Here is a 14,802-nt window from a genome sequence, read left to right on the forward strand (position 1 = left end):
CCGCTCGGGTTCTCCAAAACCACGCCATATGCCTCACCGCAGTGACTTTCCGAGCGGGCTCACACCTTCTTGCGGGGCGTTTTCGGCTTTTCGATAGGAACGGCCGCTGCACGGAAATCAGCCCATGGGTCGGCCTTGTAGGATGCAACCCGGATCGGCGTGTTCAGCACTGTAAAATAAGCCGGCCCGATGCCGGACGTTAGCTCGCCCCATTCAAGCGGCATCGAAACGGCAGCACCTGGACGCGCACGGGTGGAGTAGGGTGCCACAGCGGTGGTGCCGCGTTGGTTACGCAGATAGTCGATGAGGATTTTTCCCCCGCGTTTTGACTTGGTAATGGTCGCGACGTAGCGGTCAGGACTATCGGCGGCCATGGCATCGGCAATGGCCTTGGTGAAAGCCTTGGCCTCAGGCCACGCTGCCTTGGGCTTGATCGGAGCAACGACGTGCAGGCCCTTGCCGCCCGATGTCTTGACGAAAGCGTTCAGGCCGGCCTGCTCGAGCCGCTGGCGCGTCTCATGCGCGGCCTCGATCACCCTTTCCCAAGGCACGCCATCGCCGGGATCGAGGTCCATGATGATCATATCCGGATGTTCCCAGTCCTTGATGGTCGATCCCCAAGGATGAATTTCGAGCACGGCGGATTGGACCAGCCCTATCAGTCCGTCAAGGTCGTTGATGCTGATGAGGGGCTCGTCGTCCTTGTCCTTCGGATCCTTTACGAGAGCGATGTTCGGATTAAGCCCTTTCCAGGCATGTTTCTGAAAGAAGGACTGACCGGTAATGCCTTCCGGGCTTCTCAGAAGCGCAAGCGGCCGGTCAACGACGAAGGGGGATATATACGGCCAGACGTCGGTATAATAATTCGCGAGACCCTCTTTGGTGACGCCCTGTTCGGGCCAATAGATGCGATCCGGATGGGTAAGTTTCACGGTGCGCCCCTCTGGTCTAGTCTTAGATTGGGTTTTGGGTTGGGCAGCCGGTCTTGCTGTTTCCCGCACCACTTCATGTGCCGGCTTATCTTCGCGTAGGCCCCGAAACGCGGCATGCCGCAGGTTGCCGTCGGCCGTCCAAGCGCGGAATTCGACCTGAGCGACAAGCTGAGGTTTGACGTAGCGCACCTGTCTCGCCGCATCTGCGCTCAGGCGTTCGGCAAATGGGCTTTCGGAAACACGAATACGTTCGAGCCTGCGGTAAAGGTCTTCGGCGACGGAAGCGCTGTATCCTGTGCCCACGCGGCCGACATGCTCGAGCTTCTTGCCATTGTAGACACCCATGACGAGCGATCCGATGGCCTTACGGGACGTCGTGGATGGCACATAACCGGCAATGACGAATTCCTGATGCTGTGAACATTTGGATTTGAGCCAGCTTTTGCCGCGGCCAGATCGGTATGGCGCGTTATGCAATTTGGAAACAATGCCCTCGAGGCCGAGACGGCAGGCGTGGTCGCGGATAAGAACGCCATCGCCTTCGAAATGCTCGCTGTAGCGTATCTGCGTCGAAGCGTTGGCAACGAGGCTTTGCAATATGGCCTTGCGCTCGATGAGGGGCAGCGCCTGCAAATCATACCCATCGAGATGGAGGAGGTCGAACACATAGAAAATGAACCGGTCTGTCCGGTCCGCGCTGAGATCGGCCTGCAGCGCGGAAAAGTCCGATGCACCGGCTGCGTTCTCCACCACCACTTCACCGTCGATCATTGCGGTGCCAATGGGCAGGTCCTGAAAGGCCGCCATGATCTGCTTGCCGAATTTCTTGGTCCAGTCCAGGCCGGTCCGCGTCAGGAGTTTAACACGGCCAGCCTCGATCCGGGCCTGCAGGCGATAGCCATCAAACTTTATTTCATGGATCCAGCGTTCGCCTTTTGGCGGGCTCGGGGCGAGCGTAGCCAGTGTCGGTTCGACGAAATCAGGAAGGCGGGCTTTCTTTGCTCCCTTGATACTTGATGGATCCGGAACGCTGGTTTCGGCTGCTGCTTCTTTTGCGGTCTTTGGCTTTGCCGCACTCTTGTCGATCTTGCCAGTCTTCGACGACCATCCCGGTGCTTCGCTTGCGACATCGGCAAGCTGACGGCCGGTCTTCACGGACTTGGGCATTTCTTCCAGAATATCTGGATCGCTTTCTGACCGGGCAGCTTCGTCTTCACCTTTGATCAGCAACCAATTCTCGCGTTTCTCACGCGGCTTGCCATGCATGCGAACCAGGTGCCAGCGGCCGGAGAGTTTCTTGCCGTGCAGTTCGAATTCCAGATGGCCCTTGGCATAGCCGCGGTCGGGATCGAACACTGGAGTCCAGGTACCGCTGTCCCAGATGATCACGGTGCCGCCGCCATATTCGCCTTTGGGGATCGTTCCTTCAAAGTCACCATATTCGAGCGGATGATCTTCGACATGAACCGCCAGCCGTTTCTCTCCGGGAACAAGGCTGGGACCGCGGGTGACGGCCCAGCTCTTCAGAACGCCATGCATTTCCAGGCGGAAATCATAATGCAGCCGTCTTGCGTCGTGTTTTTGGACGACGAAGCTGTTTCCCGATTTGCGCGCCTTGCGGCCTTTGGGCTCGGATGTTGTCTTGAAATCACGTTTCTTACGGTAGGTTTCAAGCGCGACCATGGATTAGAGCCTCTAACTCGCTTTTCGCCGCGCAGGCTCCGTCTTGGCCCTCTTCGTCGCGGCCGGTTTCTTTGCCAAGCCTGCGCTTTCGCGCAAAGCCTGCATCAGATCGACAACCTTTTCAGATTTCGCGGGCTTTCTTGCCGGAATTGGCTTGCCCTCAAGTTTCGCTTTGACCAGCTCGGTCAGAGCGGCCTCGTACCGATCTTTGTACTCTGATGGGTCGAAGGTGCCGTGCTTCGTCTCGATGATGTGTTTGGCAAGGTCGAGCATCTCGCCCTTGATCTTCATATCTGGAACGTCACTAAAGGCATCCTTGGCCGAGCGCACTTCGTAGTCGAAGTTGAGTGTGGTGGCGATCAGCCCGGAATCTTCGGCGCGGATCAGGAGGGTACGAACACGCCGGAAAAGCACCGTCTGGGCAAGAGCTGCCACGTTCCTGGCTTTCAGTCCATCTCGAATAAGTGCAAAGGCCTCCTGCCCAAGCTTGTCACTCGGCGTGAGGTAGTAAGGCTTGTCGAAATAGATATGATCGAGCTCGTCGTAGGGAATGAAGGCTTCGACTGCCAGGGTCTTGTCGCTTTCGGGAACGGCAGCCGCAACCTCTTCGGGTTCCAGCACGATGTATTCACCGCTGCCAACCTCATAGCCCTTGACCTGATCTTCACGCTCCACTGGCTTGCCAGTATCGGTGTCGATGAACTGGCGCTGGACGCGGTGACCGGTCGCGCGATTAAGGGTGTGGAAAGCTATACGTTCAGATGTTGAAGCGGCGGTGTAAAGGGCAACGGGGCAGGTAAGCTCCGCAACCTTCAGAAAGCCCTTCCAGTTCGCACGTGGCGCCAATACTCAACTCCCTTTGGCTACCGTGAGGAATGCCGGAGACTGCATTTGGTTCCGATGACAGGACCCCATTATGCCGAAATCATCTAGATTTGGATAGTGCGTGCTTTCACATGCGTGGCGCGCCCGGCGCCCCAGCCGAATATGGCGACTCCGAGACCGAGGAGAACGAAGAGGATTGCCGTTGCGCCGTAGGTCCCGGTTAGACTGTGAATGAGGCCGACAAGGAGTGGGCCAACTGCCGCCAGGATGTAGCCGACACACTGCGCCATCCCCGAAAGATGGGCGGCTACGTGGGCATCACCAGACCGGAGCACGATGATGGTCATGGCAACGGCAATGAGCCCGCCTTGTCCCATGCCTTGCACAATGGCCCAGAGCCAAACCGTCGACAAGGGAGCGAACAGGAAGCCAAGCAAACCCGCTACGGCCAGTGTGATCAGCGCGACGTTGATGAGCCGCTGGTCCTTGCAGCGCACAGCGATCGACGGCACGAGCAGGCAGGTGAAAACCTGTGCCATGACTGAAACGGAAACGACAACGCCCGCCGTGACCCCGTCGAGTCCACGATCGCGGAGGATCGGTGAAAGCCAGCCAAAGACACAATAGGCCAAGGCCGACTGAAGGCCCATGAACAGGGTGACCTGCCAGGCGAGCCGATCGCGCCAAAGGCCTTCAACCCTGAACCCGGCATGTTTTGTTCTGACTTTTCTGAAGAAGGCATGCGGGAACCAGATCAGCGCGACAAGGAGCGCCGGCAAGGCCCAGGCACCAAGCGCCAGCGACCATGAGCCACCGAGCATGCGTTGCAGGGGTACCGTAAATCCAGCCGCGCTGGCCGCTCCCGCGCACAGCGCCATGGTGTAGAGCCCCGTCATCATTCCTGTTCTGCTGGCGAAGTCGCGTTTTACGAGGCCCGGGAGCAGAACGTTGCCAGTAGCAATGCAAGCGCCGGCAAGTGCGGTTCCAAGGAAAAGCAAAGGCAAGGATCCGAAACCGCGCAAAGCGGTGCCAAGGGCGAGAAGCAGCAGGACGCCCAACAGCGTGCGCTCAGCGCCAAGACGCTGTGCCAGCCTCGGAGCGAGCGGGGCGAATACACCGAGGCAGACGACGGGCAGGGTCGTCAATACACCAGCCCCGAAAGAGGACAGGCCTGTTTGCTCGATGATCTCTGGCAGCAACGCCGACGCGCTCGAAAAGATCGGACGGAGATTGAAAGCAATAAGAACAAGACTGAGGCCCGTGAGGATCTTTACAGTGCGGCTCGTGAATACCGGTGGCCTGGGCTGCGGAACGCTGTCGGTTTCAGCATCTATCAGCTGGTCGCTGATTATGCTCTCGTGCAGCGTGTCGTCGGTGGAAAGATGTTTGTTCATGCGAGAAGCCGATCGAGTTCGCTCAATATGGGGGCCATGAAAGCGCGGGTCGTGGAAGCAGCTCGGTCGGGATCGCCTGAGGCGATTGCATCGACAATGGATACGTGTGACGCCATATCCGGTTCCGGAAGTTCGCCCGTAACGGTCGCCTTAATAACTTCCTGGATCGAAGTAGAGAAAAATTCGTAAACCTCCACGAAAGTATGATTGCCTGATGCCGCGACAACCGCCTTGTGGAAGGCAAGATCGCGCTCAACATAGAGGTCATGCCGGGCGGCGTCATATTCACCGCGGCTGGCCAGCAGTTGGCGTAACCTTGAGATGATCTCGGGCGTATGACGTGTTGCAGCGAGGCGTGCCGCCTCAACCTCCAGGGCGCATCGGGTCTCGACCTGGTCGCGAAGTCCGGTCCGCCGGATTCGCAAAAAATGTTCATCGATGTCGACTACCGAACGGACATAAGTACCGGACCCCTGCCTTGTCTCAAGGAAGCCTTGGGCAACGAGAACCCGGACGGCTTCTCGTACTGTGCCCCGACTGACACCGAGCATCTCGGCAAGAGTGGCTTCATTCGGAATACGGTCGCCGATCTGCCAGCGATTGGCTGTGATTTCCGCGCGAATATTATGAACCGCGGTGTCTGCCAAATTTGTGCGGGCTGCGGGTTGCATCGTCAAGTCCTAAAGTCATCTGATGACTTGACTAATAGGAATTCACGAATGGGAAGTCAACACGTAATTGTGACATCGACAGGTGCATTGAAACCAAAGTTGATCAAGTCAGGGACCTCTGGGAGCGGTCAAAGTGACAGGACTGATGCCCTGCGCCAAGGGAGAACTGGATTCATGGTGTTCGTCGCAAATGGGAGTGACAAGAAGTAACTGGAATCGTTGAGCATCTGGCTTTGCCCCTCCCACATCAAATTCGGTAGACGGGTAACTTAATGGTTTTAGAGAGATTTTCGATTCTGGCGTCCCGTCTGGATGGCCAAAAACGGTGCTACAGAACTGTTACATTGCTGTCATATGACTGTAATAAACGTTCTATAGACCGCAGACGGCGTCGGAGGCGTCACAAGAATTAAACCAACAGGAGCTGCTCCTATGAACAAGCTATTTTCCACGGCCGCTTTGCTAGCAATTGCGGTGGCCGCATCGACAGTTGGCGCATCTGCCCGCGACCAAATCCAGGTTTCAGGCTCCTCGACGGTGCTGCCATATGCCAAGATCGTTGCTGAATCTTTCGGCGAAACATTCCCAGATTTCAAGACGCCAGTCGTTGAATCCGGCGGTTCGGGTGCAGGCATCAAGGAATTCTGCAAGGGCGTTGGCGAAGAGACCATCGACATTGCAAATTCTTCCCGTCCGATCAAGGACACTGAGCTGAAGTCCTGCGTTGACGCAGGCGTCAAGGACGTCCAGGAAGTCCGCATCGGCTATGATGGCATCGTCTTTGCGACAGACATCAAGGGTCCGGACTGGAAGCTGACACCGAAGGACGTCTATCTGGCGCTTGCTGCCCAGGTAATCGTTGACGGCAAGCTCGTCAACAACCCGAATACCAAATGGAACCAGGTCAATCCGGCTTTTCCTGATTGGGATATCGCCGCCTACATTCCTGGCGAAAAGCACGGCACCCGCGAAGTCTTCGAAGAGAGGCTCCTGAGCGCCGGCTGCAAGGCAAGTGGTGCTACCGATACCATCAAGACACTGGGCCTGGATGAGAAGGCTGCCGCTGCGGCCTGCGTCAAGGTCCGCAAGGATGGCAAGGCAATCGACATCGATGGCGACTATGCTGAAACATTGGCTCGCATCGACGCCAACAAGACCGGTGTCGGCGTATTCGGCCTCGCGTTCTATGAGAACAATGCCGACAAGCTGAAGGTTGCTACGGTATCGGACGTTGTACCGAGCACGGAGACAATCTCGTCGGGCAAGTATCCGGTTTCGCGCCCTCTGTTCTTCTATGTTAAGAAGGCACATCTTGGTGTCATTCCTGGCCTGAAGGAATATGTCGAATTCTTCCTTAACGACCAGATGATCGGCGAGGACAGCCCGCTCGTCGAATATGGCCTGGTTGCCGCACCAGAAGCAGAACGCAAAGCCCAGCGCGATGCCTTTGCTGCTGGCACGACAATGAAGTTGAAGTAAGACTGAAACTGCGTATGCGGGTGGCGTTTGCCCGCCCGCATGCCTGCCAAGAACTTATGAATTTGCGGGACAGATCGGGGAAGCTTTGATGTCCACTTCATTGGTATTTTTGATTGTCGTTGCGATTGGTGTTGTCGGATACTTCCTCGGGCGCCAACGGGCGCTTAGCAAAGATAGTGGAAGCGTCAAACTACATTCCCTGCCCCATTATCATGGCTGGTGGGTTTTTCTGGCTTCTGCCTTACCTGCGATCCTGTTCCTTGCTGTCTGGGCAGCGGCCACCAGCCTCTATCTGGAACGCACCGCAATCTCTGAACTGCCGGCACGCACAGCCGACACGGTCATTGCCAGCCAAAGTCTTGAACTTGGCATGGTCAGCGGCATAGCGCGCGGACTCAATAAGCTCAGCAGCGAAGAGAAAGCAAACCTTCCGCAGACCTTCGCCGAGTTGCGCCCGCTGCTCTCGGCAAAGGGCGTCGCGCTCGCGCAGGACGGTCAGGACTACATGATCCCCATTGCCGTCGAGTGGAACAAGAACTCGGTACGGGCGAATACCATTGGCGGTGTTATTGCGCTCGCTCTCGCCGTTGCCGGCGCCATTTTTGGTCTTTCCGGTGTCCATGTGAGGGCCCGTGCCCGCAACAATGTCGAGCGCATCATCCTAGGCGCACTGCTTGCTGCCTCGACAATCGCGATCCTTACGACCGTCGGTATCATCCTTTCGATGCTCTTCCAGACGATGACATTCTTCCAATCGGTTTCGCCTGCGGGCTTCTTTTTCGGCACGGTTTGGGATCCTCGGTTCGCCGCAGCGGGAGCGGAGGGATCGCAAGGCCAGTTCGGTCTGATCCCGCTGCTGGGGGGTACAATCTACATTGCCTTCGTGGCCATGCTGTTCGCCGTACCGGTTGGGCTGTTCTCTGCGATCTACATGGCCGAGTATGCCAGCCCAAGGGTGCGTTCGGTCGTCAAACCCCTGCTTGAAGTGCTCGCCGGTATCCCGACCATCGTCTACGGCTTCTTTGCGCTTGTTACCGTCGGCCCGTTCCTACGCGACCTCAGTGCGGCGCTTTCCGGCGGCTATGCCTTCATCCAGGCGCAGAGCGTCCTGACTGCCGGTATCGTGATGGGTGTCATGCTGATCCCCTTCGTTTCATCACTTTCGGACGATATCATTACTGCTGTTCCGGGATCCCTCCGCGACGGCTCGCTCGGGCTTGGCTCAACGCGCTCGGAAACGATCCGCCGCGTGGTCTTGCCAGCTGCCTTGCCCGGCATCGTCGGCGCGCTGCTGCTGACCGCATCGCGTGCGATTGGCGAGACGATGATCGTGGTGCTGGCGGCCGGTGTTGCGGCCAATATCAACATCAATCCATTCGATGCGATGACAACAATCACCGTCAAGATCGTCAATCAGTTGACGGGCGACCTGGAGTTCAACTCACCGCAAACGCTGGTCGCTTTTGCCCTTGGCCTCACACTCTTCTTCATTACGCTGGCGATGAACATTTTCGCGCTCTACATCGTGCGCAAATACCGGGAGCAGTACGAATGACCGACATAGCCCTCAATCCTGCTGCCGTCTCAGCCAAACCAACCCGTCGTGACATTGGTCTCAAACGTCGCTATGCGGCCGAACGCCGGTTCAAGCTCTACGGTATCACCGCGATCGCGATCGGCATTTTCTTCCTGTGCGCCTTGCTCTATTCGGTGCTGTCCAACGGCTACACCGCATTCTGGCAGACCGAGGTCAATCTTTCGATCAATCTTGATCCGAAAATCATTGATCCCGACAACAAGCGGGCGACGGATCCCAATGTTCTCCTGACCGCGAACTATCCGGTGTTGGCGCGTAATGCGCTTGCCGAAAAGCTCGGCGTGAGCTCGAGCGACCGGGCAGGTCTGCGTGAACTTAGCAAACTGTTCTCTGAAGGCGTTCGCGGACAATTGCGCGAACTGGTGGTCAAAAATCCTTCGCTAATCGGCACGACGCAGAATGTCTGGGTGCTGACTGGCGCCGACATCGACTCTGCCTTCAAGGGGCAGATCGATCTGGGCGTCGATCAGAGCCGCCGCAAAGTTTCCGACAAACAAGTCGAATGGATGAACAAGCTCAAGAGCGAAGGTGTCATGGCACAGCGCTTCAATACGGGCCTGTTCACCTATGGTGCATCCAGTCGTCCTGAGACGTCCGGCCTTGGCGTCGCGCTGATCGGGTCGCTGTACATGATGTTGATCGTGCTGTTTCTTTCGCTTCCGATCGGTGTCGCTGCTTCGATCTACCTCGAAGAATACGCCAAGAAGAGCCGGCTCACCGATATTATCGAGGTGAACATCAACAATCTTGCCGCTGTTCCCTCAATCGTTTTCGGTCTTTTGGGGCTAGCTGTCTTCATCAACTTCTTCCACATGCCGCGTTCGGCCTCGCTGGTCGGCGGACTTGTCCTGACACTGATGACGTTGCCCACAATCATCATTGCCACGCGCGCTGCCCTTCGCGCCGTTCCACCCTCCATCCGCGCTGCGGCGCTGGGGATCGGAGCGTCGAAGACACAGATGGTGTTCCATCACGTGTTGCCGCTCGCGGCGCCTGGCATCCTGACAGGTACAATCATCGGACTTGCCCACGCACTCGGTGAAACAGCGCCTCTGCTCCTGATCGGCATGGTGGCCTTTGTTGCCAACAGTCCGGTCACCCCGCTCGACCCTGCCACGGCGCTTCCGGTGCAGATCTACATGTGGGCCAATGAGGCGGAACGGGCCTTTGTTGAGCGGACCTCCGGCGCTATCATCGTGCTGTTGCTTTTCCTCGCGGTTATGAACATCACAGCAATCATTCTGCGTCGCCGCTTTGAGCGTCGCTGGTAAAGGGAAAGGCTCTGGCTATGAACCTGATGACAGAACGAAATCTCGAAAAAGCGGTAAACGACAAAATGAACGCCCAGCCCAATGCAATCAAAATGCAAGGCAAGGAAGTCACCGTTCACTATGGTGACAAACAGGCCCTGTTCGGTGTCAGCCTCGATGTGCCCGAGAAGATGGTTACAGCGCTTATCGGCCCGTCCGGCTGCGGCAAGTCCACGTTTCTCCGCAGTCTCAACCGCATGAACGACACAATTGAGGGCTGCAAAATCGGTGGCAAGATCACGCTCGATGACGAGGACATCTACAATCCGAAGATCGATGTCGTCGAGCTTCGCGCTCGTGTGGGTATGGTTTTCCAGAAGCCCAACCCATTCCCGAAATCCATCTTCGAGAATGTGGCTTACGGCCCGCGGATACACGGATTGGCCAAGAACCGCCAGCAGCTTGATGAAATTGTCGAGAAGAGCCTTCGCCGCGCCAGCCTGTTTGACGAGGTGAAGGATCGCCTGCACGAGGCGGGTACGGGCCTGTCCGGCGGTCAGCAACAGCGCCTTTGCATTGCGCGTGCCATCGCAGTCAGCCCGGAAGTCATCCTCATGGACGAACCGTGTTCGGCGCTGGATCCCATCGCCACTGCCAAAGTGGAAGAATTGATCGATGAACTGAGGCAGAACTACACGATTGTCATCGTAACCCACTCGATGCAGCAGGCTGCCCGTGTTTCGCAGCGGACCGCGATGTTCCATCTTGGGAATCTCGTCGAGGTGGGCGATACGGAAATGATGTTCACCAACCCGACCGAAAAGCGGACGCAGGACTACATCACCGGGCGCTTCGGCTGATCGAGCTTCGACTGGAGCAATTCCATGATGGAATGCTCCAGTTCTTTGATTTAACGCAATTCCAGCCGGAAAACCGGTTCCCACTTTTCCTGGAATTGCTTTGAAGGGAACGAGGAAAAGAAATGACCGAATCGCAATCGCAGCACACCGTCCGTTCCTACGACGATGAACTGAAGTTTCTGACCCACAAGATCGCCGAGATGGGCGGTCATGCAGAGCGCATGGTCGAGCAGTCGATTACTGCCATGGTCAATTCTGACAATGCGCTGGCGCAGCGGGTCATCTCGGATGACCTGATCCTTGACGCCGGTCAGCGGGAAATCGACGAGAAGGCCATAACCATTATCGGCAAGCGTCAGCCGATGGCGATCGACCTCCGCGAGATCATCGGCACGATCCGCATATCTTCTGATCTCGAGCGTATTGGCGATCTCGGCAAGAATATCGCCAAACGCGTCGTTGCCGTGACTGACACCCGCCAGACGATCTCAGTCTATCGTGGGCTGCAGACAATTGCGGAGCTCGCTTTGACGCAGCTGAAGGACGTGCTCGATGCCTATGCGACGCGATCAGTTCAGCAGGTTAACATTGTGCGTGAGCGCGATGACGAGATCGACGCTCTTTATACGTCGCTGTTCCGCGAGCTCCTGACCTACATGATGGAAGACCCGCGCAACATCTCGGCGTGCACGCATCTTCTGTTCTGCGCCAAGAACATCGAACGTATCGGCGACCATGCCACCAACATTGCCGAGACGGTCTACTATATCGTCACCGGCGAACAACTGCCCACTGAACGGCCGAAGGAAGACCAGACGCACACCATCATTGTCGATGAAGCCAGACAACCGTAATCCAGGATAAACGAACTATGGCAATAGCCCCCAAAATCACCGTTGTGGAGGACGAGGAAGCTTTGAGCGTTCTCCTCCGGTACAATCTTGAAGCTGAAGGCTATATTGTTGAGACGATTTCGCGCGGCGACGAAGCAGAAATTGCGTTGCGCGAAAAAGTGCCTGACCTACTCATCCTCGACTGGATGCTGCCCGGACTGTCCGGTATCGAACTCTGCCGCCGCCTGAGAGCCAGGCGCGAGACAGAAATTCTTCCCATCATCATGCTGACTGCACGCGGCGAGGAAAGCGAGCGGGTACGGGGTCTTGCGACCGGCGCTGACGACTATATGGTCAAGCCGTTCTCGACCCCGGAACTTCTTGCCCGCATCAAGGCGATGCTGCGACGGGTCAATCCCAGCCTCCTGTCGCATGTCTTGAGCTTCGGCGATCTCAAGCTGGATCGCGAGCAGCACCGGGTGTTCCGTAAGGAACGCGAACTGAAACTCGGGCCGACGGAATTTCGCCTGCTGGAATTCCTGATGCAGTCTCCCGGGCGGGTTTTCTCGCGCGGCCAGCTGCTCGACAATGTCTGGGGCGCCGACATCTATGTCGACGACCGCACGGTTGACGTGCATGTTGGCCGCCTGCGCAAGGCGATCAATATCGGGCGTTCGATCGACCCGATCCGCACGGTACGCGGTGCCGGATACTCGTTCGGTTAATGCCTGTGCGATAGTTCGCGCGTCGCGTTCTCAATGCCCGAAAGGGTAAGCGGGTACATGCGGTGCGCGAAGATTTTGCGGATCATGGCCGTTGACGCCGTGTAGTCCCAGTAGTCTTGTTTGGTGGGATTGAGCCAGACCGTATTCTTCCACTGTTCAAGAACACGCGTGAGCCAGACCGCGCCGGCCGCCTCATTCCAGTGCTCGACCGAGCCACCGGGATGCGAGACCTCATAGGGGGCCATTGCCGCGTCACCGACGAAGATGACTTTATAGTCCGAGCCATATTTGTGGATGACATCGAGCGTGGGAATGCTCTCGGTATAGCGGCGGCGGTTGTCCTTCCACACACTCTCGTAGAGGCAATTGTGGAAGTAAAAGTATTCCATGTGCTTGAACTCGGAGCGTACCGCCGAGAACAGCTCTTCTGCTATCTTGACATGCTCGTCCATCGAGCCGCCGACATCGAAGAACATCAGGAGTTTCACATGGTTGCGCCGTTCTGGCCGGGTCAGGACGTCAAGAAAACCATGCTCGGCCGTGGATCTTATGGTTCCTGATAAATCGAGTTCGTCCTCGGCGCCCTCGCGGACCCAGCGCCGCAGCCGTTTCAAGGCGACTTTGATGTTGCGTGTTCCGAGCTCGACGCTGTCATCGAAATTCTTGAACTCCCGCCGGTCCCAAACCTTGACTGCGCGGTGGTGGCGGCTTTCATCCTGGCCGATCCGGACGCCCTCGGGGTTGTAGCCATAGGCGCCGAAGGGCGATGTGCCGGCCGTGCCTATCCATTTCGATCCACCCTGGTGGCGGCCTTTCTGTTCCTCAAGACGTTGACGCAGGGTTTCCATAAGCTTGTCGAAACCGCCCAGCGCTTCGATGAGTTTCTTCTCTTCCTCGGTCAGATGTTTTTCCGCCAGCCGCCGCAGCCATTCCTCGGGAAGATTGGCCACGTCGATGCCGCTTTCACCGCCGAGGGCTTCGATGCCCTTGAAAAAATGACCGAAAACCTGGTCGAAGCGGTCCATGTGCCGTTCGTCCTTCACGAGCGCGGATCTCGCCAGATAGTAGAAAGCCTCGACATCATAGGTCACGAGCCCTGCATCCATGCCCTCGAGCAGCGTCAGATATTCCCGCAAGGAAACGGGAACTTTCGCCGCTTTGAGTTCAAGGAAGAAGGGGAAGAACATTAATCAGACCATCTTTACATATTTGATGAACGGCGTGACCTTGGCGATGCGGTCATAGAGCTGGCGCGCGGTGACATTCTCCTCGTTGGTCGTCCAGTAGACAGAGTGTGCACCGGCCTTGGTTGCCTCAGTATGGACTGCCTCGATAAGGGCACGGCCGATACCTTGGCCACGTACGTCCGGATCGGCAAAGAGGTCCTGCAAGTAGCAGACGTTCTCGATGCTCCAGCAATGCCGATGAAACAGATAGTGGGTCAGGCCGACCGGCTTGCCGTCAAGTTCGGCGATAAAGCCGCGATATTCATGATCGCCGCCTGAAGTCAGCCGGGCGAATGTTGTCTGATAAACCTCTTCCGGAACGGTCGTTTCGTAAAAGGTCAGATAGCCAGTCCACAGCCGGCGCCAATCGGCTTCGTCAGACTTCTGTAAGGGGCGGATTGTTACACTCATTTATCCTTGTCTCCTCGCTATGAATGCCAGCCGCTCGAAAAGATGTACGTCCTGTTCATTCTTGAGCAGTGCCCCATGCAGTTTGGGCAAAGCGTTCTTCGGGTCGGCGCGCAGATCTTCGGGGGCGATATCGTCGGCGACGAGCAACCTTATCCAGTCCAGCGCCTCGGATGTGGAGGGTTTCTTCTTGAGACCCGGGACCTCACGAATTTCGTAAAATTGAGTGAGGGCGGCGCGAACAAGGTTCTGCTTGATGCCGGGATAGTGCACCTCGACAATCCTTGTCAGCATGTCAACGTCGGGGAACTTGATGTAGTGGAAGAAGCAGCGGCGCAGAAATGCGTCGGGCAATTCCTTTTCGTTGTTCGATGTTATGACCACGATCGGGCGATGCGCGGCGCGGATCGTCTCTCCGGTTTCGTAGACATAGAACTCATTGCGGTCGAGTTCCTGCAGCAGATCATTGGGGAATTCGATGTCCGCCTTGTCGATTTCGTCGATCAAAAGGACGACTTTCCGGTCGGCCGTGAAGGCATCCCACAGCTTCCCGGGCTTGATGTAGTTGGTTATGTCGTTGAATCGTGCGTCGCCAAGCTGCGAATCCCGCAAGCGGCTGACGGCATCATATTCATAAAGGCCCTGCTGTGCCTTCGTCGTGGATTTGACGTTCCATTCGATCAAGTCGAGGCCGAGAGCAGAGGCAATCTGACGGGCAAGTTCTGTCTTACCGGTTCCAGGCTCGCCCTTGACAAGGAGCGGGCGCTCCAGGGCGATTGCCGCATTGACGGCCACCATCAAATCCTTGTCGGCCACATAGGCCGCTGTTCCTTCAAACCGCATCATAGGTCCTTTCGTGATGGGGCGAGATTAGGGGCGTAGTGAAACAAGGGCAAGAGTATGAAATTAGCCGACAACG

At 57.0% G+C, this 14,802-nt stretch carries 13 protein-coding genes; 6 read left to right on the top strand and 7 right to left on the bottom strand.

The genetic code is table 11. The features are described 5' to 3' along the window. Window positions 1-59: 59 nt before the first annotated feature. The 4 genes from ligD to CU102_RS09690 all read right to left on the bottom strand — a co-directional run bounded on the left by ligD (window position 60) and on the right by CU102_RS09690 (window position 5,505). Window positions 60-2,615, bottom strand: coding sequence for a DNA ligase D (ligD, locus tag CU102_RS09675; protein ID WP_106710894.1), 2,556 nt, complete (start codon window positions 2,613-2,615; stop codon window positions 60-62). Between the two features lie 12 nt (window positions 2,616-2,627). Continuing rightward, window positions 2,628-3,461: a non-homologous end joining protein Ku gene (gene ku / locus CU102_RS09680; RefSeq protein ID WP_106710895.1), complete on the bottom strand. Its 834-nt coding sequence runs from the start codon at window positions 3,459-3,461 to the stop codon at window positions 2,628-2,630. Window positions 3,462-3,544: 83 nt separating this feature from the next. Further along, window positions 3,545-4,834: a CynX/NimT family MFS transporter gene (locus CU102_RS09685; protein WP_106710896.1), complete on the bottom strand. Its 1,290-nt coding sequence runs from the start codon at window positions 4,832-4,834 to the stop codon at window positions 3,545-3,547. Continuing rightward, a complete protein-coding gene (locus CU102_RS09690; RefSeq protein ID WP_106710897.1) occupies window positions 4,831-5,505 on the bottom strand; it encodes a FadR/GntR family transcriptional regulator in 675 nt (224 codons plus the stop codon). Before CU102_RS09690 ends, CU102_RS09685 begins: the two co-directional genes overlap by 4 nt. A gap of 432 nt (window positions 5,506-5,937) precedes the next feature. On the opposite strand from CU102_RS09690, the gene CU102_RS09695 reads away from it, so the two are divergent. The 6 genes from CU102_RS09695 (at window position 5,938) to phoB (ending at window position 12,249) form a co-directional block, all read left to right on the top strand. Further along, window positions 5,938-6,984, top strand: coding sequence for a substrate-binding domain-containing protein (locus CU102_RS09695; protein WP_106710898.1), 1,047 nt, complete (start codon window positions 5,938-5,940; stop codon window positions 6,982-6,984). Window positions 6,985-7,072: 88 nt separating this feature from the next. Further along, window positions 7,073-8,539: a phosphate ABC transporter permease subunit PstC gene (gene pstC, locus CU102_RS09700; RefSeq protein WP_106710899.1), complete on the top strand. Its 1,467-nt coding sequence runs from the start codon at window positions 7,073-7,075 to the stop codon at window positions 8,537-8,539. Next, window positions 8,536-9,852, top strand: a complete 1,317-nt coding sequence (gene pstA, locus CU102_RS09705; protein ID WP_106710900.1) for a phosphate ABC transporter permease PstA — start codon at window positions 8,536-8,538, stop codon at window positions 9,850-9,852. The genes pstC and pstA overlap by 4 nt, the downstream gene beginning before the upstream one ends. A gap of 17 nt (window positions 9,853-9,869) precedes the next feature. Beyond that, on the top strand, window positions 9,870-10,691 hold the full coding sequence (pstB, locus tag CU102_RS09710) for a phosphate ABC transporter ATP-binding protein PstB (protein WP_106710901.1): 822 nt from the start codon (window positions 9,870-9,872) through the stop codon (window positions 10,689-10,691). Between the two features lie 122 nt (window positions 10,692-10,813). After that, window positions 10,814-11,545, top strand: coding sequence for a phosphate signaling complex protein PhoU (phoU, locus tag CU102_RS09715; RefSeq protein ID WP_106710902.1), 732 nt, complete (start codon window positions 10,814-10,816; stop codon window positions 11,543-11,545). Window positions 11,546-11,562: 17 nt separating this feature from the next. Continuing rightward, window positions 11,563-12,249 carry a phosphate regulon transcriptional regulator PhoB gene (gene phoB / locus CU102_RS09720; RefSeq protein ID WP_208113847.1) on the top strand — a complete coding sequence of 229 codons (687 nt, stop codon included), beginning with the start codon at window positions 11,563-11,565 and terminating at the stop codon, window positions 12,247-12,249. On the opposite strand, the gene CU102_RS09725 is transcribed toward phoB, so the two are convergent. Genes CU102_RS09725 through CU102_RS09735 form a run of 3 tightly spaced genes read right to left on the bottom strand, consistent with a single transcriptional unit; the run spans window position 12,246 to window position 14,726 of the window. Next, on the bottom strand, window positions 12,246-13,436 hold the full coding sequence (locus CU102_RS09725) for a vWA domain-containing protein (protein WP_106710903.1): 1,191 nt from the start codon (window positions 13,434-13,436) through the stop codon (window positions 12,246-12,248). The genes phoB and CU102_RS09725 overlap by 4 nt on opposite strands. Window positions 13,437-13,439: 3 nt before the next feature. After that, on the bottom strand, window positions 13,440-13,886 hold the full coding sequence (locus CU102_RS09730; protein WP_106710904.1) for a GNAT family N-acetyltransferase: 447 nt from the start codon (window positions 13,884-13,886) through the stop codon (window positions 13,440-13,442). Beyond that, window positions 13,887-14,726 carry an AAA family ATPase gene (locus tag CU102_RS09735; RefSeq protein WP_106711059.1) on the bottom strand — a complete coding sequence of 280 codons (840 nt, stop codon included), beginning with the start codon at window positions 14,724-14,726 and terminating at the stop codon, window positions 13,887-13,889. Between the last annotated feature and the right edge of the window lie 76 nt (window positions 14,727-14,802).

Origin of the sequence: Phyllobacterium brassicacearum (assembly GCF_003010955.1) — a bacterium.
Taxonomy (GTDB): Bacteria; Pseudomonadota; Alphaproteobacteria; order Rhizobiales; family Rhizobiaceae; genus Phyllobacterium; species Phyllobacterium brassicacearum.

Bases quoted from the DNA above. Each gene is read 5' to 3' on its own strand.
- CU102_RS09685 (WP_106710896.1), bottom strand. From the start codon at position 4,834: ATGAACAAACATCTTTCCACCGACGACACGCTGCACGAGAGCATAATC.
- CU102_RS09730 (WP_106710904.1), bottom strand. From the start codon at position 13,886: ATGAGTGTAACAATCCGCCCCTTACAGAAGTCTGACGAAGCCGATTGG.
- CU102_RS09725 (WP_106710903.1), bottom strand. From the start codon at position 13,436: ATGTTCTTCCCCTTCTTCCTTGAACTCAAAGCGGCGAAAGTTCCCGTT.
- CU102_RS09690 (WP_106710897.1), bottom strand. From the start codon at position 5,505: ATGCAACCCGCAGCCCGCACAAATTTGGCAGACACCGCGGTTCATAAT.
- pstA (WP_106710900.1), top strand. From the start codon at position 8,536: ATGACCGACATAGCCCTCAATCCTGCTGCCGTCTCAGCCAAACCAACC.
- pstC (WP_106710899.1), top strand. From the start codon at position 7,073: ATGTCCACTTCATTGGTATTTTTGATTGTCGTTGCGATTGGTGTTGTC.
- phoU (WP_106710902.1), top strand. From the start codon at position 10,814: ATGACCGAATCGCAATCGCAGCACACCGTCCGTTCCTACGACGATGAA.
- ligD (WP_106710894.1), bottom strand. From the start codon at position 2,615: ATGGTCGCGCTTGAAACCTACCGTAAGAAACGTGATTTCAAGACAACA.
- CU102_RS09695 (WP_106710898.1), top strand. From the start codon at position 5,938: ATGAACAAGCTATTTTCCACGGCCGCTTTGCTAGCAATTGCGGTGGCC.
- phoB (WP_208113847.1), top strand. From the start codon at position 11,563: ATGGCAATAGCCCCCAAAATCACCGTTGTGGAGGACGAGGAAGCTTTG.
- pstB (WP_106710901.1), top strand. From the start codon at position 9,870: ATGAACCTGATGACAGAACGAAATCTCGAAAAAGCGGTAAACGACAAA.
- CU102_RS09735 (WP_106711059.1), bottom strand. From the start codon at position 14,726: ATGCGGTTTGAAGGAACAGCGGCCTATGTGGCCGACAAGGATTTGATG.